Below are 21,767 nucleotides of genomic sequence, written 5' to 3' on the forward strand. Positions count from 1 at the left end.
CTATCCGTTACCTGTTGAGTGGTTTTCCGCCGGGTCCTCTTCCTATCTCCCGCGGCCCACCCCCGGGCGGGGGTCGGCGGCCGCGGCCGAGTCACGCCCGGTGGAACCGGACGTGCACCGCCGCGGCCGGGTCGCCCCCGGTGGAACCGGACGTGCACCACCCGTACCTCCCGCGTCAACTCCGGCACCGGCCCGCGACCATGGCGCCGGGGCGCTCTGCGGCAACGGCGGCATCCGCACCGGCGGCAAGATGTCGCGTGTCCGTCGGCTCGCCCCACCGAGCGCGCGCTCTGTTCACCGCGCCGTCATGCCATGTACCTTTCAACTGTCTCCACGCGTGTAGAACACTCCCGGTCGGCTCTTCTCTACGCGCGGAGATCGGCGCCCCCACCGCCTTTACTCCCCCTCACCCGGAGGTTCGCCGGATGTCCGGATCGACCAGACCCCGCCGTACGGTCACCACCGTCCTCGCCGCCCTCGGCCTGTGCCTCACCGGAGCAGCGCTGCAGACCGGTACCACGGCCACCCCGGCCCACGCGGCCACCCCCCACCGCGTCCTGTTCGACAACGCCCACGCCGAGACGGCCGGAAACGCCGACTGGATCATCTCCACCAGCCAGCCCGACCCGCTGGGCCAGGACGCCACCCCGTCCGCCGAGACGGACTGGACGGGCGCCCTGTCCTCCTGGGGTGTGGCGCTGCAGAAGACGGGCGACTACAGCCTGAAGACGCTGCCGTCCGGCTCGAGCCTGAGCTACGGAGGCACCTCGGCGACGGACCTGTCCCAGTTCGACACCCTGGTCCTGCCCGAGCCCAACACGCTGTTCACCAGCGCCGAGAAGACGGCGATCATGAACTTCGTGAAGAACGGCGGCGGGCTGTTCATGATCTCGGACCACACCGGGGCCGACCGCAACAACGACGGCCAGGACGCGGTCGAGATCCTCAACGACCTGATGACGAACAACAGCGTCGACTCCACCGACCCGTTCGGCTTCTCCATCGACGCGCTGAGCATCGGCTCCGACCACCCGGCCGCGATCAGCGACGCCGGCGACCCCGTGCTGCACGGTTCCTTCGGCACGGTCACCAAGAGCCTCATCGCCAGCGGCACCACCGCCACGCTGAAGCCCGCCGACAACCCGAACGTCAAGGGCCTGCTCTACCGCACCGGTTACTCCGGCAACACCGGGGCGTTCTTCGCCACCAGCACCTTCGGCAGCGGCCGCGTCGCCTTCTGGGGCGACAGCTCGCCCATCGACGACGGCACCGGCCAGTCCGGCAACACGCTCTACGACGGCTGGAACGACACCAGCGCGACCGACGCCCCGCTCGCCCTGAACGCCACCGCCTGGCTCGCCGGGGCGGGTACCACGGGCGGGGGCGGCGGTGGCGGGACCGGCACGTGCACGGCCGCCCAGCTGCTCGCCAACCCCGGCTTCGAGTCCGGCGCCACCGCCTGGACCGCCTCCAGCGGGGTCATCACCAACGACACCGGCGAGGCCGCCCGCACGGGCTCCTACAAGGCCTGGCTGAACGGTTACGGCGCCGCCCACACCGACACCCTCGCGCAGTCCGTGACCATCCCCGCCGGGTGCGCGAACGCCACCCTGAGTTTCTTCCTCCACGTCGACACCGCCGAGACGACCACGACGACGGCCTACGACACGCTCAAGGCGCAGGTCGTCAGCAGCAGCGGCACCGTGCTGTCGACCCTCGCGACCTACTCGAACCTGAACGCGGCGAGCGGCTACACCCAGCGCAGCTTCAGCCTCTCGGGCTATGCCGGGCAGACCGTCACGATCAAGTTCACCGGCACCGAGGGCTCCACCCTCCAGACCTCGTTCGTCCTCGACGACACCGCGCTCAACGTGAGCTGACGCCAAAAAGGGCGGTCCCGCCGGCCGGCGGCGTCGGCCGGCGGGGCGGTGGCATCTGCGTGAAGGGCCGGTCCGCGTCGTGCGGACCGGCCCTTGTCTCCTTCACCTTCTTCTTCCGCGGTTTCTTCTTCCGCGGTGCCTCGCCTGATGGTCCGGTCGCCGCCGCCCGGGCGTCACGGCCGGGGCGCGCTCCTCGCCGCCGTCCCGGCGCACAGCATGCCGAGCACCAGTGCCAGCGCGCCGATGACGATGTTGTTCACCACCACGCCCGTGTCCGGGCTGCTGCCGACGACCCACGGGGCGATGATCATCCAGATGCCCAGTGCGCACATGGCCCAGCTCAGGCCGTACATGCGCTCGGGGGCGCGGGTGAAGCCGAGGGCCAGGAGGCCGATCGCGACACCGATGATGAGGTTGTGCGTCACCAGTGGGGGCTGGCTGGCCGTGTAGTGGACGATCCACGGGGACACGGCGCAGTAGAGCCCGAGCAGGAACACCGGTCCGTCCACGAGCGCCACATCACGACCGCCGAGCATGCGGGCGTAACGTGCCTGCATCTCGGAGACGTCCGGGTGGGTGGTGATGTCACCCCTGCCGTGCGAGAGGTTGGCCATGACTCGTCTCCTTTGACTGGCCGGCCGACCGCGTCCGGGGTGGAGGGCGGTCGGCACCGCTGCGTCCATTTTGCTCTTATTTCACCTTTATGTGTAGAGGTCGCAGGGGGTGGCGACCCACTCGGTCCGCGATGCGAGAACGACCGGGATTTCCTTGACGGTTCTCGTCCGCTGCTGCCACGATCCATGGCATGACCATGCGACTGGACCTCACGCGGCGACGCCACGTCGACCTCGCGCGCGTCTCCAGCGCCTCTTGTCGCCTCGCGGCCTGACGCTCCGCCGCGCCTTTCTTTCCCGCCGGCAGCTGAGCCCGGCTTCCCGCCGCCTGCCCTGATCCCGGCCTGCCCGCGTTTCCCCTTCCCCGCCCCCTCGCGCACCCGCCCGAGCCCCGTCGCGTACTCGGCGACCCGGCCGCGCCACAGGCGTGCACGCCCGCCGCCGCGCGCACCCGTGCAGCTCCGCCAGCGGAGCCCCTGCAAGAAAGAGGACCCATGGCCACCGTCCTGTCCGTCTCCGGCAGCCCCTCCGCCTCCTCCCGCACCGCCCGTCTGCTGCGCCACCTCGACCAGCGGCTGGCCGCGCAGGGCCACGACGTCATCCCGCTCGACGTGCGTACCGTCCCCGCCGAGGCGCTCCTCGGCGCCGACTTCCGGCACCCGGCGATCGTCGAGGCCACCGAACTGTTCGCCCGCGCCGACGGCGTCGTCGTCGGCACCCCCGTCTACAAGGCGGCGTACTCCGGCGTACTGAAGGCGCTGCTGGACCTGCTCCCGCAGTACGCGCTCACCGGCAAGACCGTCCTGCCGCTGGCCACCGGCGGCAGCACCGCCCACGTCCTGGCGCTCGACTACGCGCTGCGCCCGGTGCTCAACTCCATGGGCGCGGCGCACATCGTCCCGGGCTGGTTCACCCTCGACAAGGACATCACCGTCCGCGAGGACGGTTCGGTGACGGTCGCCCAGGCCACCGCTGAGGCCCTGGAACAGGTCGTCGACCAGTTCGGGGCGGCCCTGCACCGCGTCCCGGTCCTGGCCGCGGCGAGCTGACCCACCCCTCGCCGCCCCCACCGGCCCACCCCGGCTCACCCCCGCCGCGCCCGTCCGGCGCACGCGAACGGAGATACCCCGTGTCCCTCACCTTCCACTGGTTCCTGCCCACCAACGGCGACAGCCGCGATGTCGTCGGCGGCGGCCACGGCAGCCCGGCCACCGCCTCCGGCCGGGACCGGCCGCCCACGGTCGGCTACCTGAGCCAGATCGCCCGCGCCGCCGAGGATCTCGGCTTCGCCGGGGCGCTCACCCCGACCGGCGCCTGGTGCGAGGACGCGTGGCTGACCACCGCGATGGTCAGTCAGAACACCGAACGGCTGAAGTTCCTGGTGGCCTTCCGGCCCGGCTTCGTCTCCCCGACGCTCGCGGCGCAGATGGCGTCCACCTTCCAACGGCACACCGGGGGACGGCTGTTGCTCAACGTCGTCACCGGCGGCGAGAGCCAGGAGCAGCGCGCCTACGGCGACTTCCTCGACAAGGACGCCCGCTACCGCCGTACCGGCGAGTTCCTGGAGATCGTGCGGGACCTGTGGGAGGGCAAGAGCGTCGATCTGCACGGCGAGCACCTGCGGGTGGAGGCCGCGTCGCTCGCCCGGCTGCCCGACCCCGTCCCGCAGGTCTACTTCGGCGGTTCCTCGCCGATCGCGGGAGAGATCGCCGCCCGGCACGTGGACGTCTACCTCACCTGGGGCGAACCGCCCGCGCAGGTCGCCGAGAAGATCGCCTGGATCAGGGGGCTCGCCGCGCGTCACGGGCGCACCCTGCGCTTCGGCATCCGGCTGCACGTCATCACCCGTGACACCGCCGCGCAGGCCTGGGCCGAGGCGGACCGGCTGCTGTCCGGCTTCGACCCCGAGACCGTGCGAGCGGTGCAGAGCGGGCTCGCCCGCAGCGAGTCGGAGGGCCAGCGGCGGATGCTCGCGCTGCACGGCGGCGGCCGCGACGGCCTGGAGATCCACCCCAACCTGTGGGCCGGCATCGGCCTGGTGCGCGGCGGCGCCGGGACCGCGCTGGTCGGCAGCCACGACGAGGTCGCCGAACGCGTCAAGGAGTACGCGGCCCTCGGCATCGAGGAGTTCGTGCTGTCCGGCTACCCGCACCTGGAGGAGGCGTACTGGTTCGGTGAGGGCGTCCTGCCGCGGCTGGCCGCACAGGGGCTGTGGCGCCACCCGTCCGCCCCGGCGACGCCTCCCGCCGCGCAGGTGCCGTTCACGAGCCAGGCGACGCGCGGCACCGAAACCGGCACCGGCTCCGAAACCGGCATCGGCTCCGGCAGCGAAACCGGCATCGGTATCGGCGCCGGCTCCCGCGGAAATTTCTGACGCTTTCTTCGGCCCGGGTGTCGATCCGGGCCGCGGCCGTTCGTGTAGGAGGTGAGACAACCCCACGAGGCCGAGGAGGCCGTCATGACGTACTACCTGCTCAGCGTGATGCAGCCGGCCGGCGAGCCGCCCGCGCCCGAGGTGCTCGCCGAGATCGGCACGAACCTCGAGGCCTTCCACCAGGAGCTGCGCCAGGCCGGCGCCTGGGTGTTCGCCGGGGGGCTGCACGGACCCGAGTCCTCCACCGTGCTGCGCCCGCAGGGCGGCGACGTGCTGATCACCGACGGGCCGTACGCCGAGGGCAAGGAGCACCTGGGCGGCATCTGCCTGATCAAGGCGCCCGACCTGGACGCGGCCCTGGACTGGGGCCGCAAGGCCGCCCTCGCGACCACCCTGCCGATCGAGGTCCGGCCCTTCATGGGCGAAGCGGACCGATGACCGCAGACGTCGAGTCCGTCTTCCGCGCGGAGTACGGCCGCGCGGTCGCCGTCCTCGTCCGCTTCCTCGGCGACATCGACCTCGCCGAGGAAGCGGTGCAGGACGCCTTCACGGTGGCCCTGCGGACCTGGCCGGACAGGGGCGTGCCGCCGAGTCCCGCCGGGTGGATCATCACCACCGCCCGCAACCGCGCCGTCGACCGGCTGCGGCGCGAGTCGACGCGGGACGCCCGGCACGCCGAGGCGGCCCGGCTCCACGCCGCCGACCCGCCCGCCGAGGAGGGCCCCGTGCGCGACGACCGGCTCCGCCTGATCTTCACCTGCTGCCACCCCGCGCTCGCCACGTCCGCCCAGGTCGCGCTCACCCTGCGGCTGCTCGGCGGTCTCCGCACCGAGCAGATCGCCCGCGCGTTCCTGGTGCCCGAGCCGACCATGGCCCAGCGCCTCGTGCGCGCCAAGGCGAAGATCCGCGACGCCCGCATCCCGTACCGCGTGCCCCGCGACGCCGACCTGCCCGACCGTCTGCGCGGGGTGCTCGCCGTGCTCTATCTGATCTACAACGAGGGCTACGCCGGCGATCCGGAACTGTGCGCCGAGGCGATCCGGCTGGCCCGGCTGCTGGCCGAGCTGATGCCGGACGAACCCGAGGCCACCGGCCTGCTCGCGCTGATGCTCCTCACCGAGTCGCGCCGTCCCGCGCGCACCGACGCCTCGGGCGCCCTGATCCCGCTGCCCGAGCAGGACCGTGAGCGCTGGGACCGCGCGCTGATCGCCGAGGGGCAGGACCTGGTCCGCCGCTGCCTGCGCCGCAACCGGCCGGGGCCCTACCAGCTCCAGGCCGCGATCAACGCCGTACACAGCGACGCACCGACCGCCGAGGCCACCGACTGGGCGCAGATCAGGCAGTTGTACGACCACCTCATGACCCTGCAGCCGGGCCCGGTCGTCGCCCTCAACCGCGCGGTGGCCGTCGCCGAGACCGAGGGCGCCGGACCCGCCCTGGACCTGGTCGACGCCCTGGAGCTGGACGGTTACCACGTCCTCCACGCGGTACGTGCCGACCTGCTGCGCCGGCTCGGGCGTACGGCGGACGCCGTGCGGGCGTACGACCGGGCCCTCGCGCTCGCCCCGGACCCCGCCGAGCGCCGCTACCTGGAGCGTCGCCGCCGGGAGCTGGTCGGGTGACCGTCACCGCCGGGCGCCGGTCCGGTGACCTCGGTCACCTGCGGGAATTCATTTCGGTACCTGAAAGGTTGGCATTTGCATCCACCGAGGAGGCATTGTGAACCAGACCCCCGAGCAGATCAGCGCCACCGTCGCCCGGCTGCGCACCACCTTCCGCACCGGCCGCACCAAGCCCGTCGCCTGGCGCACCGCCCAGCTGCACGCCCTGCGCGCGATGCTCACCGACCAGGGCGCCGAACTGGCCGCCGCCCTCCACGCCGACCTCGGCAAGAGCGAGCCGGAGGCCTACCGCACGGAGATCGACTTCACGGTACGGGAGATCGACCACACCCTCGATCACCTCGACGACTGGCTGCGCCCCGAACCGGCCCCCGTCCCGGCGCACCTCGGCGCCGACGCCACCGCCTGGACCCAGTACGACCCGCTCGGCGTGGTCCTCGTCATCGCCCCCTGGAACTACCCCGCCCAGCTCCTGCTCGCCCCGCTCGTCGGCGCCCTCGCCGCCGGCAACGCCGTGGTCGTCAAGCCGAGTGAGCTGGCCCCCGCCACCTCCGCCGCGCTGGCCCGGCTGCTGCCCGCCCATCTCGACACCGACGCGGTCGCCGTCGTCGAGGGCGGCGTCCCGGAGACGACCGCCCTGCTCGCCCAGCGGTTCGACCACATCTTCTACACCGGCAACGGCACCGTCGGCCGCATCGTCATGCGCGCCGCCGCCGAGCACCTCACCCCCGTCACCCTCGAACTCGGCGGCAAGTCCCCGGCGTTCGTCGACGCGGGCGCCGACCTGGACGTCGTCGCCGACCGGCTGGTGCGCGGCAAGTTCCTCAACGCCGGCCAGACCTGTGTCGCCCCCGACTACGTCCTGACCGACCCCGCCACGGCCGCCGCCCTCGAGCCGGCCCTCGCCGCCGCCGTCGAGAAGGTCTACGGCAGCGACCCGCAGACCTCCCCGCACTACAGCCGTATCGTCAACGACCGCCACTTCGACCGGCTCACCGCCCTGCTGGACTCCGGCCGCCTCGTCGTCGGCGGCGACAGCGACCGGGACGCCCGGTACATCGCGCCGACCGTCCTCGCCGACGTCGACCCGCACGCTCCGGTGATGCGGGAGGAGATCTTCGGCCCGATCCTTCCGGTCGTCACCGTGTCCGGCCTGGACGAGGCCATCGCCTTCATCAACGACCGGGACAAGCCGCTCGCCCTGTACGTCTTCTCCGACTCCGCCGACACCCGCGCCCGCATCGCCGCCGAGACCTCCTCCGGCGGACTAGGCCACGGGCTGCCGCTGGCCCATCTCACCGTCTCCGACCTGCCGTTCGGCGGCGTGGGCGAGAGCGGCATGGGCAGCTACCACGGCCGGTACTCCCTGCAGACCTTCAGCCACCGCAAGGCCGTCCTGGACAAGCCGCTCGGCTGAGACGGCGGCCCGCGCCGCACGAGGAACGGCCCCGCCCGACCCACGGATAGGATCCGCCGATGACCACGGAAACGATCACCGCAGACCGTGCGGGCACCTGGAAACTCGGCGATCTCACCGTCAGCCGCGTCGGCTTCGGCGCGATGCGGCTGACGGGCAGCGCGGCCTTCCACCACGGCACCCCGAGCGACCGGAACCGCTCCATGGCCGTGGTGCGCAAGGCGGTCGAGCTCGGTGTCGACCACATCGACACGGCCGCCTTCTACTTCTCCTCCCTGCGCTCCGCGAACGAGATCATCAACAGCGCGCTGTCGCCGTACCCGGACGACCTGGTGATCGCCACCAAGGTCGGCCCGTTCCGCACGTACACGGGGGAGTGGGGCACCGCCGCCCGGCCCGAGGAACTGCGCGGACACGTCGAGGAGAACCTGCGCCAGCTCGGCCGCGACCACCTCGACCTCGTCTACCTGCGGCGCATGCGGCAGGAGTCGATCAGCGAGCACTTCGGCGCCCTCGCCGAACTGCGCGAGGCCGGTCTGATCCGCCACCTGGGCGTCTCCGACGTCGAGGCCCGGCACCTCGCCGAGGCCCGCGCCATCGCACCGGTGGTGTCCGTGCAGAACCGCTACGGAATCGACCACCGCACACCCGCGAGCGAGGAGGTGCTGCGCCTGTGCGGCGAGGCGGGCATCGCCTTCGTGCCGTTCTACGCCGTCGCCGGTCAGGCCGGCGAGCAGGGCGCGACCTCGGCGCACGACGACGCGGTGCTCGACGTCGCCCGCGCCCACGGCGCGAGCCCGGCGCAGATCCGCCTCGCCTGGACGCTGCACCAGGGCCCCCACGTGCTCGCCATCCCCGGCACCGGCGACCCCGGCCACCTCGCCGAGAACGTGGCCGCGGGAGCCCTGCGCCTCACCGACGAGGAGCTGTCCCGGCTGAACGGCCTGGGCGCACCGGCCGCTCAGCCCGCGTGGCCGGTCACCGGGTAATGGTCGGAGAGGTTCGTGTAGGTGTAGTCGGTGCCCCAGCTCGACACCGTCCAGGGCGCCGACTGCTCCTTGACCACCTCGTTCTTCCACACCGTGGGCCGGACGTGGCCCGCGCGGTACAGGATGTGGTCCAGGTCCTCCCGCGGGTCGTCCGGGTAGCGGTAGTGGGCGATGGAGTTCTCCTGCGTGTCGAAGGAGTACGGGTGCCCGATGCGCGCGTCGGCCCCGACGAGATCGGCGTCGGCGAGCATCGAGCCGTACTCGGCGCTGCGCGAGTCGACGTTCATGTCGCCCACGACCAGCACCTCCTCGTTCGCGGGGATGTTCTTCGCGTCGAGGAAGGCGTCGATCGTCCTGAACTGCCGGGCGCGCGTCGCCGCCGCCTCGCCCGCGGCGCAGCCCGGATCCGTGGACTGCGCGTGCGTGCCGACGACGTGCACCTTCGCGCCGTTCACGTTCAGCACCACGTACGCGAACCCCTTGTTGGACCACCAGTCCGCCCCGCAGGCGTCCTTGTAGACGTACTGCTCCCTGTGCAGGACGGGCCACTTGCTCAGCACGGTGACGCCGCCGTCCTCCGGCGTCGTCGACGAGTACGCACCGCCGGTCGCGTCCCAGCCGTCCTTGCCGCGCCCCACCACCGGGGTCTGGTAGGGGTATTCGGCCGCGGCGGCGCTCTTCAGCGCGTCGGAGGCGGAGTTGTCGAACGCCTCCTGCAGGACGACGACGTCGTTGCCGTGGAAGAAGGACGCCTTCGGGATCTCGGCGGCCCGGTGGTCCTGACCCCAGTTCGGGTAGAGGTTCTTGCTCATGAGGAAGGTGTTGTAGGTCAGCACCCTCAGCGACGGCGCGGGACCGGCCGCGGCCGCGGGTGCCGCGCCGGCCAGTGCGGCGGCGGGCAGGACGAGGGCGAGCACGGCTGCGCCCAGGGTGCGGCGCGGTGCGGGAAGCGTCACTGGATCTCCCTGTGGATGAGGGGCGTTGAGTGGCGCGGGCCATCAAACCACCGGGAATTACCACCGGGTAACCCCCAGGAGAGCTCCATGTGACGCTGGAGCGGCTGTCGCCCCCCGGGTGCTCGGGTGCGGTGCCCTCACACGGGTGTGTCCGTCAGCGCGTGCGTGAGGTGGTCGGCGACCTGGGGCAGCCAGTCGGGCCGTGCGTTGCCGAGGAGGTGGTCCCCATGGGGCACGGACAGGTAGGTCCCGCGCGGCGCCAGCCGGGCCAGGGGCTCGCCGTTCGTCACGCCGGGGATGACGTCCCGGCCCCCGTCCACGACGAGCAGCGGGGCCGCGATGCGCGGGGCCAGGGAGGTGAGGTCCACCCGGCGGGCGAAGTCGCGCGCGGCGTCGGCTCCTCCGGCGCGCCGGGCCATGATGTCCCGCACCGGCGGCGGCAGTTCGTCCCAGTCGAGCCGGAACGGGCCGCTGACGGTGGCGACCGCCGCCACCCGCGGCTCCAGAGCGGCGGCGCGGGCCGCGAACCAGCCGCCCAGACTCAGGCCGACGAGCCCGACGCGTGCGACGCCGAGGGCGTCGACGACCCGGCCGACGATCCGTTCGTAGTCCGGTACGAGGGTCGTGCCGGCGGCGAGGACGCCCTGCCCGGGGCCGTCCATCGCGAACACCGCCAGACCTCTGGCCAGCAGCGCGTCGACCACCCCGAGGAACTCTTCCTTGGCCGAGTCCAGGCCGGGGACGACGACCACGGTGCCGGGGGCGTCCGAGGGACCGCGCAGCCACCCGGTGAATCCTTCACCGCTCACCCGTCGCGCCCCGGGCTCCAGCACGGTGAGGGCCCGCCCCAGCGCGTCGTCCGCCTCGGCGGCGGCACGGCTCGCCTCCGCGTACGGCGCCAGCGTGGCGAGATGGAACCAACGGGCCGCCGTCAGCAGGTGTTCCCCCGCGGAGACGGACGATCCGGCGCTCTCCGCGCGCCGCAGGTGCGCCTTTCCGGCGCGCAGGAAGGCCGGCCCCCAGTCGGCGACGGAGGTGAGGCCGCCGGTGACGCGCTGGTACTCGTGGGGATCGACGCCCGCGCCCGTGGCACGCGTCCACTGGGCGGCGGCGAACTCCGATGCCTTCATCGTGCTCCTCCCGTCAGCAGGACGGCCTTGCCTCGTATCCGGCGCTCCCGCAGATCGACCAGTGTGTCGGCGGTGCGCGTCCAGTCGGCGACCCGGCCGATCTCCGGATGCAGCCGCTCCTGTTCCACCAGGCGCACCAGCGCCGCGAGGTCGGCGCCGTACGGGGCCCCCGCGTAGTGGAAGTGCTGGATCGTGACGCGTTCGGGACCGCTCAGCAGGTCGAAGAAGTCGAGCGTCACCGGGGTGCGGCTCGCCTGGCCGAACCAGACGAGCAGGCCGCCCGGACGGACTTTCGCCAGGGCCAGGGGCAGATCCGGCCCACCGGTGGACTCCAGTACGACGTCGAACGGCCCCTGCGCCGCCGCCACCTCGTGCACCACCCGCGCCCCCAGCTCCGCGAGCCGCTCGCCGCGCACCGGCGTTGCCGTCACGGCGGTCAGCTCGGCCCCCGCCCCGACGGCCAGCTCGGTGACGTAGTGGCCGACCCCGCCCGAGGCGCCGGTCAGCAGCACCCGCCGGCCGGCCAGGGAACCGGCCGTGCGCAGCAGCCGCAGCGCGGTGATCCCGGCCAGGGGCAGGGCCGCCGCCTGCACGCACGCGACGCTGTCCGGGAGCACCGCGAGGGAGTGCGTGGGCACGGCCGCGTACTCGGCCCAGCCGCCCTGCGGCGGATGGCCGACCACGCGGGTGCCGACGCCGGGGCCCGAGCCGTCGGCCGCCGCCTGCACGACGAGCCCCGCGATGTCCTTGCCGGGCAGCAGCCCCGGCCGGGGGTGCTCGAGCAGGAACGTCTCACCCCGGTTCGGCGCGAACGCCTCGACCTTGACCAGTGCCTCACCGGGCTCCGGGACGGGCTGGGGGGCCTCGGCGAGCACGACCGGACGCGCGGCGTCCCACGTGGGAATCAGTCTTCGCATGCCGCACATGCAACCGTCGCGGCTCTCCCGCGATCCAACAACGCCCCGGCAGCACCGACAACTTCGGGTTGTCGCCTAAGGTGAGGGCGATGGATCTCGACATGGCGCAGGTGCGTGCCTTTGTGCGCACCGCCGAGGAACTGCACTTCGGGCGGGCGGCGGCAACGCTCGCCATCTCGCAGCAGGCGCTGTCCAAGAGGGTCGCGCGGCTGGAGTCCCTGCTCGGCACCGAGCTGTTCCGGCGCGACGGCACCGGCGTGCGCCTCACCGACGCCGGCCGGCGTTTCCTGTCGCCGGCCCGGCAGACCCTGGCCGCGGCGGACGCCGCGGTCGCCGCGGCCCTGGGCAAGGACCGCCCCCTGCGGGTGGACGTCTTCGGGCACCTCTACGCGCCGATGCGGACGCTGGCCGAGGTCGCCGGACGGGCCGGGGAGCTCATGCTGGGGCACGGGCGCGACCTGCCGTCGGTGACCGCGGCCCTGCTCGACGGCGACATCGACGCGGCCTTCGGCCGGGTCCACCCGCCACTGCCGCCGGGCGTGGCGCACCGGCTCATCCGCCTGGAGCCGGTGGACGCCGTACTCGGCGCGGACCATCCCCTCGCGGACGAACCGGCGCTGCGACCCGAGCAGTTGAGCGACAGCCTGCTGTGGGCGCCCGGTCCGCTCGACCGGCTCGACTTCCTCCACCAGTTCGCCGAACGGTTCGCCGTCCGGACCAGCGGCACGAGCATCAACCTGGGCCTCGCCCATTTCCTCGCCGAGGTGGCCGACGAGCCGAACCGCTTCTCGCTGCTCCCCGCCGACGTCCCCCTGCCGGACGTCCCCGGCGTGCGCTGCGTCCCGCTGGTCGACCCGACGCCGCTGTACGCGTGGTCGCTGCTGTGGCGCGCCGGCGACGGGCATCCGGGACTGGCCGGCCTCATGGCGGCCTGTGCCGCGCAGGCGGGGCGGAGCCGGTGGCTGGAGTACGACCCGGCGCGCGACTGGCTGCCCGAACCACCCGCGAGCGCCCCCGGCGGACCGCCGGCCCCGGTCACCGGGTGACGCCGGCGCCGCGGTCCGGGTCTCGGCGGCGCCGGACCCGGAACACCGTGGAGACGACCGCCCGGAGCACCGCACCCGCGGACGACCCCACCGGCGCCCTAGATCACCCACTCCCCGTCACGCATCAGCTGCCGTCCCCGCAGCTCGTGCACGCCCCGCCATGCCTGGACGGCGAGCGGCCGTATCCGGAAGAAGGCGTACGACGCGCTGTCGCGCCGCGGATCCCAGCCGGTCAGCTCCGTGAACGCCCCGACCGCAGCGGACGGCACCTCGGCCGCGCCGTAGGTCTCCACCTCGCCGTCGATGAGGACCACGTCCTCGGTGTCGCCGAACGCCAGCCGGGCGCGTCGGCCGTCGCGGAGATTGCGGCCGGTCGGGTTGGTGAGCCGGGTCGACACCCACAGTGACTCGCCGTCCCAGACGAACCACAGCGCCACCAGGCACGGCAGACCCCCGGCGTCCGCCGTCGCCACCCATACGTCCCGCTCCCGCTCCAGCCGCGCCAGCACGTCCCGCTGTCGGCGCGCCGCGTCCCGGGGCCCCTCGGTGATCTTCATGCCGGGGACCGTAACCGCAGGACGGTGCCCGGCACCTCGGGCCGGGGTCCCGGCCGGGGTACGGCTGACGTCCTAGGTCCGCGTAGGCGACTGGCGTCCACGAGGTTTTACGTATAACCTCTCCCGCTAACCACCCGCACGGAAGGTTCCGATGAGACGCATCGCCCTGGTCACCCTCGTCGTCGACGACTACGACGAGGCGATCCGCTTCTACACCGAGGCCCTCGGCTTCCGTCTCGCCGAGGACGCGCCGCGCCCCGACGGTTCCCGCTGGGTCGTCGTCGAGCCCGGCGCCGGGGCGCACGGCACCGGCCTGCTGCTGGCCCGGGCCAAGGGCGAGGCGCAGGCGGCCCGCGTCGGCGACCAGACCGGCGGGCGGGTCGGCTTCTTCCTGCACACCGACGACTTCGCCCGCGACCACGCCCGCATGGCGGCCGCCGGTGTGACCTTCCTGGAGGAGCCGCGGCACGAGCCGTACGGCACCGTCGTCGTCTTCCAGGACCTGTACGGCAATCGCTGGGACCTGCTGCAGCCCGCCGGCTGACGGCCCCGGGCGCTGCCTGATCCAGGCCCCCATGTTCCGAACCACCCCGCTCGAGGAAAGACTCGCCATGACCGCTACGCGCGTAGACGCCGATGTGATCCGTCGCCTGCCCAAGGCCGTCCTCCACGACCACCTGGACGGCGGCCTGCGCCCCGCCACCGTCGTGGAGCTGGCCGCCGAGGTCGGCCACACGCTGCCCACCACCGACCCCGACGAGCTGGCCGCCTGGTACTACGAGGCCGCGAACTCCGGTGACCTGGTCCGCTACATCGCCACCTTCGAGCACACCCTCGCCGTGATGCAGACCCGCGAGGGCCTGCTGCGCACCGCCGAGGAGTACGTCCTCGACCTCGCCGCCGACGGTGTCGTCTACGCCGAGGTGCGCTACGCGCCGGAGCTGAACACACGCGGCGGCCTCGCCATGAGCGAGGTCGTGGAGACGGTCCAGGAGGGCCTCGCCGCCGGCATGGCCAAGGCGGCCGCCGCCGGCACCCCCGTCCGTGTCGGCACCCTGCTGTGCGGCATGCGCATGTTCGACCGGGTCGCCGAGGCCGCCGACCTGGCCGTCGCCTACCGTGACGCCGGCGTCGTCGGCTTCGACATCGCCGGCGCCGAGGACGGCTTCCCGCCCGCCGACCACCTCGCCGCCTTCGAGCACCTGCGCCGCGAGAGCGTGCCGTTCACCATCCACGCGGGCGAGGCACACGGCCTGCCCAGCATCCACCAGGCCCTCCAGGTGTGCGGCGCCCAGCGCATCGGACACGGCGTGCGGATCACCGAGGACATCGTGGAGGGCAAGCTCGGCCGCCTCGCCTCCTGGATCCGTGACCGCCGCATCGCGCTGGAGATGTGCCCGACGTCCAACCTGCAGACGGACTGCGCCACCTCCATAGCCGAGCACCCGATCACCGAGCTGAAGAACCTCGGTTTCCGGGTCACCCTCAACACCGACAACCGCCTGGTGTCCGGCACGACGATGACCCGCGAGATGTCCCTGCTGGTGGAGCAGGCCGGCTGGAGCGTCGAGGACCTGCGCACGGTCACGGTGAACGCGGTGAAGAGCGCGTTCATCCCGTTCGACGAGCGCAAGGCCCTCATCGAGGACGTGATCCTTCCGGGCTACGCGCTCTGAGCCCGCCCGCACGCGGCGCCTAGAGCAGTCCGCGGACGTAGGCGGCCTGTCCGACGTGCTGGAGATCGTCGGACAGGACGCTGACCAGGCGCACCCCGAGGGTGACCGGCGGGTCCCAGCGCTCGTCCACGACACGCTCCAGGTCCTTCGCGGCGAGCGTGCGCAGGGCCGACAGGGTCTGTGCGTGCACGGCGTCGTAGTAGCCGGTGAGCAGGTCGGGGGAGTCGACGCGCACCTTGGCGACCTTGGCGGAGGTGTGCCCGTACCCGGTGTCCTTGCGCGGCAGGTCCAGGCCGAACCGCTTCTCCCAGTCCTGGCTCAGCCACACCTGGTCGAGACCGAAGGCGTCGGCGACGTGGTCGTCCTGGACCCGGGTCAGATGCCAGACCAGCCAGGCGATGGAGTTGGCGTCGGAGGAGGGGCGGGCGGCGAGTTCGTCCGGGCCCAGCCCCTCGACGGCGGCATGGACTTCTTCCCGGATGCGGCCGAAGCCGTCGATGAGGATGTCCTTCGCATGCATACGTCCACCATCGCGCACGCCGCCGCCCGGCGCTCCCTCTTTGCGGATCACGCCGTGCCGACGGCCGGCGTGGTCACCGGTCCGCGGGGCACGCGCGGGCGCCGTCGCCCTCCCGCAGGGTCATCAGTGCCCGGGCCGCCGGGCTGGTGGACTGCGGGGGAGGCAGCAGGGCCACCGTCTCGTACGCCGGGTGGTCCGCGCCCTTGACGGGCAGAGCGGTCAGCGACGGCCGCTTGTGGCGGAAGTGGCGCGGCACCACGGCGATGCCCAGGTTCTCGTCGACCAGGTCCAGCAGGCTGTGCACGTCGTTCACCTCCAGCGCGACCGTGCGCCGCACACCCGCCGCGGCGAAGGCGGCGTCGGTGGCGCCGCGCGGGCCCCAGTCGGGGTGGAAGTCGACGAAGACCTCGCCGCCGAGGTCGTCGAGCGTGACCGCGGCGCCGGACTCGGCCAGCCGGTGCGTGGGATGGCACAGCACCGTCATCGGCTCACCGGCCAGCGCGACCGAGCGCAGCTGCTCGGTGTCGGCCTGGGTGCGGTAGACGAAGGCGCAGTCCAGGCGCCCGGCGGCGACCTCCTCGGCGAGCGCGCCGGAGCCGGTCTGGCGCAGCCGGATCTCGACGTCCGGATGCCGGCGCCGGAAAGCGGCGAGCAGCCCCGCCACGTTCACCCCGGCGATGCACTGCTCGGTACCCAGCGACAGAGTGCCGCGCAGCACGCCCTGCACGGCGGCGACCGCCTCGTGCGCGGCCCGCACCCCGGCCAGGATCCGCTCCGCCTCCCGCAGCAGCGCCCGTCCCGCCTCGGTGAGCGTGACCCGCCGGGTGGTGCGCACGAACAGCGGGGTCTGCAACTCCCGCTCCAGCGCCCGGATGGAGGCCGACAGACCGGACTGGGAGACCATCAGCCGCTCGGCCGCCCGGGTGAAGTGCTGGTCCTCGGCGACGGCGACGAAGTGCTGGAGATGGCGCAGTTCCATGATTGTGCAGCCTAGTCGCACAATCCCATCGGATTCTCCTGTTGGACCACTGCCCCCAGGTCAGGCCAGAGTGGGTACCGGTTCCACGCACCGGATCACGTGCCTTACCCCTCATGGAGTCGCGTTGTACACCGCACACCCCGACCGCTACGCGGACATGCCCTACCGGCGCACCGGACGCAGCGGACTGAAGCTGCCGGCGCTGTCGCTCGGACTGTGGCACAACTTCGGCCCGGACCGCCCGGTCGAGACCCAGCGGGCCATCCTGCGCACCGCCTTCGACCTGGGCGTCACCCACTTCGACCTGGCCAACAACTACGGTCCGCCGCCCGGCGCCGCCGAGCTGGCCCTGGGCGAGGCGCTGAAGGACGACTTCGCCGCCTACCGCGACGAGCTGGTGATCTCCACCAAGGCCGGTTATCTGATGTGGCCCGGCCCGTACGGCGAGTGGGGCTCGCGCAAGTACCTGCTGTCCTCGCTCGACCAGAGCCTGAAGCGGATGGGCCTGGACTACGTCGACGTCTTCTACTCGCACCGCCCCGACCCGGACACCCCGCTCGAGGAGACGATGGGCGCGCTGCACTCGGCGGTCCAGCAGGGCAAGGCCCTGTACGTCGGCGTCTCCAACTACTCGCCGGAGCAGACCCGGGAGGCGGCCCGCATCCTCGCCGACCTGGGCACCCCGCTGCTGATCCACCAGCCGCGCTACTCGATGCTGGACCGCCGGCCCGAGGAGAGCGGCCTGCTGGACACGCTGGACGAACTGCAGGTCGGCTCCATCGCCTACTCGCCGCTGGACCAGGGCCTGCTCACCGCCCGCTACCTGGACGGCATCCCGGAGGGCTCGCGCGCGGCGAGCGACAGCCCCTTCCTGCAGCGCGACGCGGTGACCGCCGATCTGGTCGCCACGCTGCGGGAACTGGACGCCATCGCGAAGTCACGCGGCCAGTCGCTGGCGCAGATGGCGCTGGCCTGGGTGCTGCGCGGCGGCCGGGTCACCTCCGCGCTGGTCGGCGCGAGCAGCCCGGAGCAGCTGCGCGACAGCGTCGCGGCCATCGGCAACCTCGACTTCGACGCCGGGGAACTGGCCCGCATCGACGCGGCGATCAAAGGCTGAGCCGCCGCTGAGACGGCTGCGCGGACGGCTGGGGCGACTGGTCAGCGGCCGAGGCGCTCGGTGAGCCGCACGGTCACCGTGTCGCCCACCTCCTTGCCGATGGCCCGGCGCACGTCGGCCTTGACGGGGAGCTTGTGGGTGCCGTCGCCGAGCGCCATGAAGGAGCTCTCGAAGGGGTGACCGTCGACGGTGCCGCGGACCTTGACCAGTCCGCGGGTACCGAAGAAGCCGACGGATTCGGGCCAGACCACATAGGTCCAGCCGCCTTGGGCGGGGCTCTTGCGCAGGACGGCGGTGAACTCCGCGTCCACGGCGCTGTGGGTCGTCATGACATCCTCCGGCGGCCGGTGGTCCGACGTGCGGTCGGTGGCCCCGGCGTGCGGTCGTGGCGCCGACGTGCGGTCGGTGGTCCTGAGGGGCAGACCGCCGGCCGCCGGAGAACTCATCGGTGCCGGCTCAGGCCCCGCCCGGCACCCGGTCCAGGAAGCCGAGCACGGCGCGGATGCGTCCCTCGCCGTCCAGCGTCACCACGTCGGACCCGGCCACCGGCGCCGATCCGTCCGTCTCGCTCACCAGCTCCCAGGAGAAGCGGGCCGTGTCGTGGTGCCCGTCCACCGCGCCGGTGAGCCGGAAGGCGAACCCCGGGAACTGCTCGCGGGCTCCCGCGACGAGCGCGGCGATCGCGTCGTGGCCGCGCACGTCGGCGAGGGGGTCGGTGTAGCTGCCGTCGGCCGTCCAGGCGGCGGCGACCGCCTTGGCCCGTGCCTCGGCGTCGGCCGCGTTCCAGGCCTCGAAGTAGCGGGCGACGGCGGCGTCGTAACGGTCGGTGGTGTGCTCGGACATGGTGAATCACCCTCCATGAGGTCGTACGTCGATGTCGTAGACCCGGATCGGGGAGCCCCGCGATCCGGTGACACCACCCTGCCCCGGCGCGCCGGCCTGGTCGATTACCCCGGAGGTAAGGCGCGCGCCGCGACGGCCCGCCGCATTTCGGCCAAGAAGCGCCGTGAATATGCCAGCAGACTGGCCGGAAAGTCATGGTGACAGTGATTCAGCCGTGAACATACTCGAACACGGGCGGTAGTGCACCGCCTACGAGCCGCACCGAAAGCGAGGCCCGGCGCGCGAGCGACCGACGGGGGAGTGGGACGGTGCACGACGAATTCCTGTGCCATGTCACGGCGTACGGCGTCTGCGACGGCCGGCGCATCGGGGTGCCGCTGGGCACCTACCGGGCGCCCACGCTGGCGCTCGCGCTGTGGTGGCTGCGCGACCGGGCCTCCTGGATCGCCGAGCGGCTGGACCCGCGCCCGGAGAGCGAGGCGTTCCCGCCGAGCGCCCTGGTGCCGGTCGCCGACACCGTGCCGGACGTCCCCGCCGTGCTGCGCGCCTGGTGCGCGGACGTGCCCCGGCAGGAGCAGGTGGCCGAGGCGCTGGCGACCGGACGGCTGGTGCGCATCGTCGCCAGCGACGACACCACCGAGTACGAACTGCTCGCCGAGTCGGTCGACGCGCTGCGCATGCAGCGGGCCGCCCCGGTCCTGGTCGCCCCGGTCGGCTGAGCCGGTCGCCGGCCCCGCCTTCCTCACTCGAACGGCGCACAAGGGGATCAATCGGTAGAATCCTGGCATGGTGGAGCGCCCTGCCGCATCGACCGCACCCGAACTCGTGCTGGAGACCGACTCCGGTACCACGGTGATGACTCCCGGTCGTGACTACCACGTCGGCCGCGACCCGCTGTGCGACATCGTCCTCGACGACGCGCGCGTCTCCTGGCACCACGCGGTGCTGCACCCCGACGCCGACCACTGGACGCTCGAGGACGAGCACAGCACCAACGGCACCTGGGCCGACGGGCGGCGCGTCCACCAGTGGGGCGTCGGCCCCGGCAGCGTCCTCCGGTTCGGCAACCCCGCCGACGGCCCGTGCGTCGTCCTGGTCAGCCCGCCCACCGCGGCCCCCGCGCCCGAGCGGCCCTCCGGGGTGTCGATGCCCGCCCTCACGGGCACCTTCGCCCGGCCCACCACCGTCCGCCCGCTGCCCCTGCGCACCGTGGGCATCGGCCGCGCCGCCGACAACGACCTCGTCCTCGACGACCTGGTCGTCTCCCGCCGCCACGCCGAACTGCGCCATCTGCCGGACGGCAGCTACGAGATCGCCGACCTCGGCAGCCACAACGGCACGTTCCTCAACGGCCGCCCGATCGACGTCGCCCCCATCGGGCAGGGCGACATCGTCGGCATCGGCCACTACGCGTTCAGCCTGGTCGGCGACCAGCTGCAGGAGTACGTCGACACCGGCGAGGTCTCCCTCGACGTGCAGGACCTCACGGTCGCCGTCGACCGCGGCCGCAAGACGCTGCTGGACCACGTCTCCTTCCCGGTCGGCCAGAAGTGCCTGCTCGCCGTCGTCGGCCCGAGCGGGGCCGGCAAGTCCACCCTGCTGGGCGCCCTGACCGGACAGCGCCCCGCCGACCACGGCACCGTCCTCTACGACGGCCGCGATCTCTACCGCGACTACGCCGAACTGCGCCAGCGCATCGGTCTCGTGCCGCAGGACGACATCCTGCACCCCCAGCTCACCGTCCGCGCCGCCCTGTCCTACGCCGCCGAACTGCGCTTCCCGCAGGACACCGCCAAGGCCGAGCGGCGCGACCGCGTCGACGAGGTCATCCGCGAACTCGGGCTGGAACAGCGCGCGGCACAGCCCGTGCACAGCCTCTCCGGCGGCCAGCGCAAGCGGGTCAGCGTCGCGCTGGAGCTGCTGACCAAGCCCTCCCTGCTCTTCCTCGACGAGCCGACCTCCGGACTCGACCCCGGCATGGACCGCTCGGTGATGCACATGCTGCGCGGCCTCGCCGACGACGGCCGCACCGTCATCGTCGTCACCCACAGCGTGCTGAGCCTCGACGTGTGCGACCGGCTGCTCGTCCTCGCCCCCGGTGGCCGGGTCGCCTGGTACGGGCCGCCCGAGGAGGCCCTCGCCTTCTTCGGCTACGAGCAGTGGCCGGAGGCCTTCGAGGCCTTCGAACGCGACCAGGACCGCGACTGGGCGGGCCAGTACCGCACCTCGCCGCAGCACCGCCGCTACGCCGACGCCGGAGCACAGCCGCGTGTGCCCCGCGAAGGCCCGGTCATCATGGAGCGGCCGTCCGCGCCACGCAGCTGGGGCGCGCAGCTCGGCACCCTCATCCGCCGCTACACGGCGGCCCTCAGCGCCGACCGCACCTTCCTCGCCATCATGATCGCGCTGCCGTTCGTGATGGGAGCGATGGCCCGCGCCCTCGCCGGGAGCCACCTCACCCGGGACACCGCGATGAACGCGCTGCTCATCCTGTGCGTCGGCGGGGTCCTGACCGGGGCGGCCAACGCCGTGCGCGAACTCGTGAAGGAACGGGTGATCTACCAGCGGGAGAGAGCCGTCGGCCTGTCCAGATCGGCGTACCTGATGTCCAAGGTCGTCGTCCTCGGCACGGTGACGATCCTCCAGGCGGTGGTGCTCACCCTGGTGGCGCTGCTCGGCGTCGACCTGAACGCCCCCGGCGGCAAGGGCGTCCTGCTGCCGCCGCTCGTCGAGATCATCGTCGCCGTCGCCCTGCTGGCGTTCACCGCGATGATGCTCGGGCTGCTGGTGTCGGCGCTGGTGCGCAAGGAAGAGGTCACCATGCCGCTGCTGGTGCTTCTCGCCATCGTCCAGGTGGTGTTCTGCGGCGCCCTGCTCAAGCTGCACGGCGTGCCCGGTCTGGAGCAGCTGTCCTGGCTGGTGCCCTCGCGGTGGGCGCTCGGCGCGATGGCGGGCACGGTCGGGCTCGGCCGGATCGTGCCCGGCGAGCTGACCTCCGACCCGCTGTTCAAGCACGCGGCGGGCGTGTGGCTGCTGAACATCGCCATGCTGCTCGTGCTGTCGGCGATCTTCGGCTGGGCCGTGGCCCGGCTGCTGCGCCGCCACGAACCCGTCGTGATGCGGAAGTAGG

23 protein-coding genes are annotated in these 21,767 nt (G+C 72.8%); 14 read left to right on the forward strand and 9 right to left on the reverse strand.

The genetic code is table 11. The annotated features are described in order from the left end of the window. Positions 1-425: 425 nt before the first annotated feature. Complete coding sequence (locus AB0E88_RS33925; RefSeq protein ID WP_361638611.1) at positions 426-1,880, forward strand: hydrolase; 1,455 nt, start codon at positions 426-428, stop codon at positions 1,878-1,880. Between the two features lie 173 nt (positions 1,881-2,053). Here AB0E88_RS33925 and AB0E88_RS33930 read toward each other — a convergent pair whose 3' ends face one another. Next, positions 2,054-2,494 carry an SPW repeat protein gene (locus tag AB0E88_RS33930; RefSeq protein WP_361638613.1) on the reverse strand — a complete coding sequence of 147 codons (441 nt, stop codon included), beginning with the start codon at positions 2,492-2,494 and terminating at the stop codon, positions 2,054-2,056. A gap of 197 nt (positions 2,495-2,691) precedes the next feature. Between AB0E88_RS33930 and AB0E88_RS33935 the strand changes: the two genes are divergently transcribed. From AB0E88_RS33935 to AB0E88_RS33965, 7 genes are all read left to right on the forward strand, one after another. After that, the gene (locus AB0E88_RS33935) at positions 2,692-2,769 is read left to right on the forward strand and encodes a putative leader peptide (RefSeq protein ID WP_361638668.1); all 78 of its coding nucleotides are present in this window, start codon (positions 2,692-2,694) and stop codon (positions 2,767-2,769) included. A gap of 219 nt (positions 2,770-2,988) precedes the next feature. Beyond that, the gene (gene ssuE, locus AB0E88_RS33940) at positions 2,989-3,543 is read left to right on the forward strand and encodes an NADPH-dependent FMN reductase (RefSeq protein WP_361638615.1); all 555 of its coding nucleotides are present in this window, start codon (positions 2,989-2,991) and stop codon (positions 3,541-3,543) included. Positions 3,544-3,623: 80 nt separating this feature from the next. After that, positions 3,624-4,868, forward strand: a complete 1,245-nt coding sequence (locus tag AB0E88_RS33945; protein WP_361638617.1) for an LLM class flavin-dependent oxidoreductase — start codon at positions 3,624-3,626, stop codon at positions 4,866-4,868. 84 nt (positions 4,869-4,952) lie between these two features. Next, a complete protein-coding gene (locus tag AB0E88_RS33950) occupies positions 4,953-5,306 on the forward strand; it encodes a YciI family protein (RefSeq protein WP_361638619.1) in 354 nt (117 codons plus the stop codon). Next, on the forward strand, positions 5,303-6,490 hold the full coding sequence (locus AB0E88_RS33955) for an RNA polymerase sigma factor (RefSeq protein ID WP_361638621.1): 1,188 nt from the start codon (positions 5,303-5,305) through the stop codon (positions 6,488-6,490). The genes AB0E88_RS33950 and AB0E88_RS33955 overlap by 4 nt, the downstream gene beginning before the upstream one ends. 94 nt (positions 6,491-6,584) lie before the next feature. Then, complete coding sequence (locus AB0E88_RS33960; protein ID WP_361638670.1) at positions 6,585-7,907, forward strand: aldehyde dehydrogenase family protein; 1,323 nt, start codon at positions 6,585-6,587, stop codon at positions 7,905-7,907. A 59-nt stretch (positions 7,908-7,966) separates the two neighbouring features. After that, entirely contained in the window at positions 7,967-8,896 is a 930-nt protein-coding gene (locus AB0E88_RS33965) for an aldo/keto reductase (protein ID WP_361638623.1), read from the forward strand. Here AB0E88_RS33965 and sph read toward each other — a convergent pair. The 3 genes from sph to AB0E88_RS33980 all read right to left on the reverse strand — a co-directional run bounded on the left by sph (position 8,869) and on the right by AB0E88_RS33980 (position 11,899). Next, positions 8,869-9,825: a sphingomyelin phosphodiesterase gene (sph, locus tag AB0E88_RS33970; protein ID WP_361638672.1), complete on the reverse strand. Its 957-nt coding sequence runs from the start codon at positions 9,823-9,825 to the stop codon at positions 8,869-8,871. The two genes, AB0E88_RS33965 and sph, sit on opposite strands and share 28 nt — an antisense overlap. Before the next feature lie 164 nt (positions 9,826-9,989). After that, positions 9,990-10,982: an alpha/beta hydrolase gene (locus AB0E88_RS33975; protein ID WP_361638625.1), complete on the reverse strand. Its 993-nt coding sequence runs from the start codon at positions 10,980-10,982 to the stop codon at positions 9,990-9,992. Continuing rightward, on the reverse strand, positions 10,979-11,899 hold the full coding sequence (locus tag AB0E88_RS33980; protein ID WP_361638627.1) for a zinc-binding dehydrogenase: 921 nt from the start codon (positions 11,897-11,899) through the stop codon (positions 10,979-10,981). Before AB0E88_RS33980 ends, AB0E88_RS33975 begins: the two co-directional genes overlap by 4 nt. 89 nt (positions 11,900-11,988) lie before the next feature. On the opposite strand from AB0E88_RS33980, the gene AB0E88_RS33985 reads away from it, so the two are divergent. Continuing rightward, positions 11,989-12,945 carry a LysR family transcriptional regulator gene (locus AB0E88_RS33985; RefSeq protein ID WP_361638629.1) on the forward strand — a complete coding sequence of 319 codons (957 nt, stop codon included), beginning with the start codon at positions 11,989-11,991 and terminating at the stop codon, positions 12,943-12,945. Between the two features lie 98 nt (positions 12,946-13,043). On the opposite strand, the gene AB0E88_RS33990 is transcribed toward AB0E88_RS33985, so the two are convergent. Beyond that, positions 13,044-13,502 carry a pyridoxamine 5'-phosphate oxidase family protein gene (locus AB0E88_RS33990; protein WP_361638631.1) on the reverse strand — a complete coding sequence of 153 codons (459 nt, stop codon included), beginning with the start codon at positions 13,500-13,502 and terminating at the stop codon, positions 13,044-13,046. Between the two features lie 151 nt (positions 13,503-13,653). Here AB0E88_RS33990 and AB0E88_RS33995 point away from each other — a divergent pair, with 151 nt between their 5' ends. Further along, the gene (locus AB0E88_RS33995; protein WP_361638633.1) at positions 13,654-14,046 is read left to right on the forward strand and encodes a VOC family protein; all 393 of its coding nucleotides are present in this window, start codon (positions 13,654-13,656) and stop codon (positions 14,044-14,046) included. A gap of 67 nt (positions 14,047-14,113) precedes the next feature. Further along, positions 14,114-15,178 (forward strand): adenosine deaminase, encoded by a 1,065-nt coding sequence (locus tag AB0E88_RS34000; protein WP_361638635.1) that lies wholly within the window; start codon positions 14,114-14,116, stop codon positions 15,176-15,178. Positions 15,179-15,197: 19 nt separating this feature from the next. Here AB0E88_RS34000 and AB0E88_RS34005 read toward each other — a convergent pair whose 3' ends face one another. Together AB0E88_RS34005 and AB0E88_RS34010 are read right to left on the reverse strand one after the other, a co-directional pair. Continuing rightward, positions 15,198-15,698 (reverse strand): DUF664 domain-containing protein, encoded by a 501-nt coding sequence (locus tag AB0E88_RS34005; protein ID WP_361638637.1) that lies wholly within the window; start codon positions 15,696-15,698, stop codon positions 15,198-15,200. A 73-nt stretch (positions 15,699-15,771) separates the two neighbouring features. Beyond that, the gene (locus AB0E88_RS34010) at positions 15,772-16,677 is read right to left on the reverse strand and encodes a LysR substrate-binding domain-containing protein (protein WP_361638639.1); all 906 of its coding nucleotides are present in this window, start codon (positions 16,675-16,677) and stop codon (positions 15,772-15,774) included. A 124-nt stretch (positions 16,678-16,801) separates the two neighbouring features. On the opposite strand from AB0E88_RS34010, the gene mgrA reads away from it, so the two are divergent. Continuing rightward, complete coding sequence (gene mgrA, locus AB0E88_RS34015) at positions 16,802-17,794, forward strand: L-glyceraldehyde 3-phosphate reductase (RefSeq protein WP_361638641.1); 993 nt, start codon at positions 16,802-16,804, stop codon at positions 17,792-17,794. Between the two features lie 41 nt (positions 17,795-17,835). Here the strand turns inward: mgrA and AB0E88_RS34020 are convergent, their stop codons facing one another. Together AB0E88_RS34020 and AB0E88_RS34025 are read right to left on the reverse strand one after the other, a co-directional pair. Next, on the reverse strand, positions 17,836-18,123 hold the full coding sequence (locus tag AB0E88_RS34020; protein WP_361638643.1) for a DUF1905 domain-containing protein: 288 nt from the start codon (positions 18,121-18,123) through the stop codon (positions 17,836-17,838). A gap of 127 nt (positions 18,124-18,250) precedes the next feature. Further along, positions 18,251-18,637 carry a nuclear transport factor 2 family protein gene (locus AB0E88_RS34025; protein WP_361638645.1) on the reverse strand — a complete coding sequence of 129 codons (387 nt, stop codon included), beginning with the start codon at positions 18,635-18,637 and terminating at the stop codon, positions 18,251-18,253. 308 nt (positions 18,638-18,945) lie between these two features. Between AB0E88_RS34025 and AB0E88_RS34030 the strand changes: the two genes are divergently transcribed. Both AB0E88_RS34030 and AB0E88_RS34035 read left to right on the forward strand, forming a co-directional pair. Beyond that, positions 18,946-19,356: a hypothetical protein gene (locus AB0E88_RS34030; protein WP_361638647.1), complete on the forward strand. Its 411-nt coding sequence runs from the start codon at positions 18,946-18,948 to the stop codon at positions 19,354-19,356. A gap of 67 nt (positions 19,357-19,423) precedes the next feature. After that, positions 19,424-21,766, forward strand: a complete 2,343-nt coding sequence (locus tag AB0E88_RS34035; protein WP_361638649.1) for an FHA domain-containing protein — start codon at positions 19,424-19,426, stop codon at positions 21,764-21,766. The last annotated feature ends 1 nt before the right edge of the window (position 21,767 follow it).

It is taken from the genome of Streptomyces sp. NPDC028635, from assembly GCF_040637635.1.
Taxonomy (GTDB): domain Bacteria; phylum Actinomycetota; class Actinomycetes; order Streptomycetales; family Streptomycetaceae; genus Streptomyces.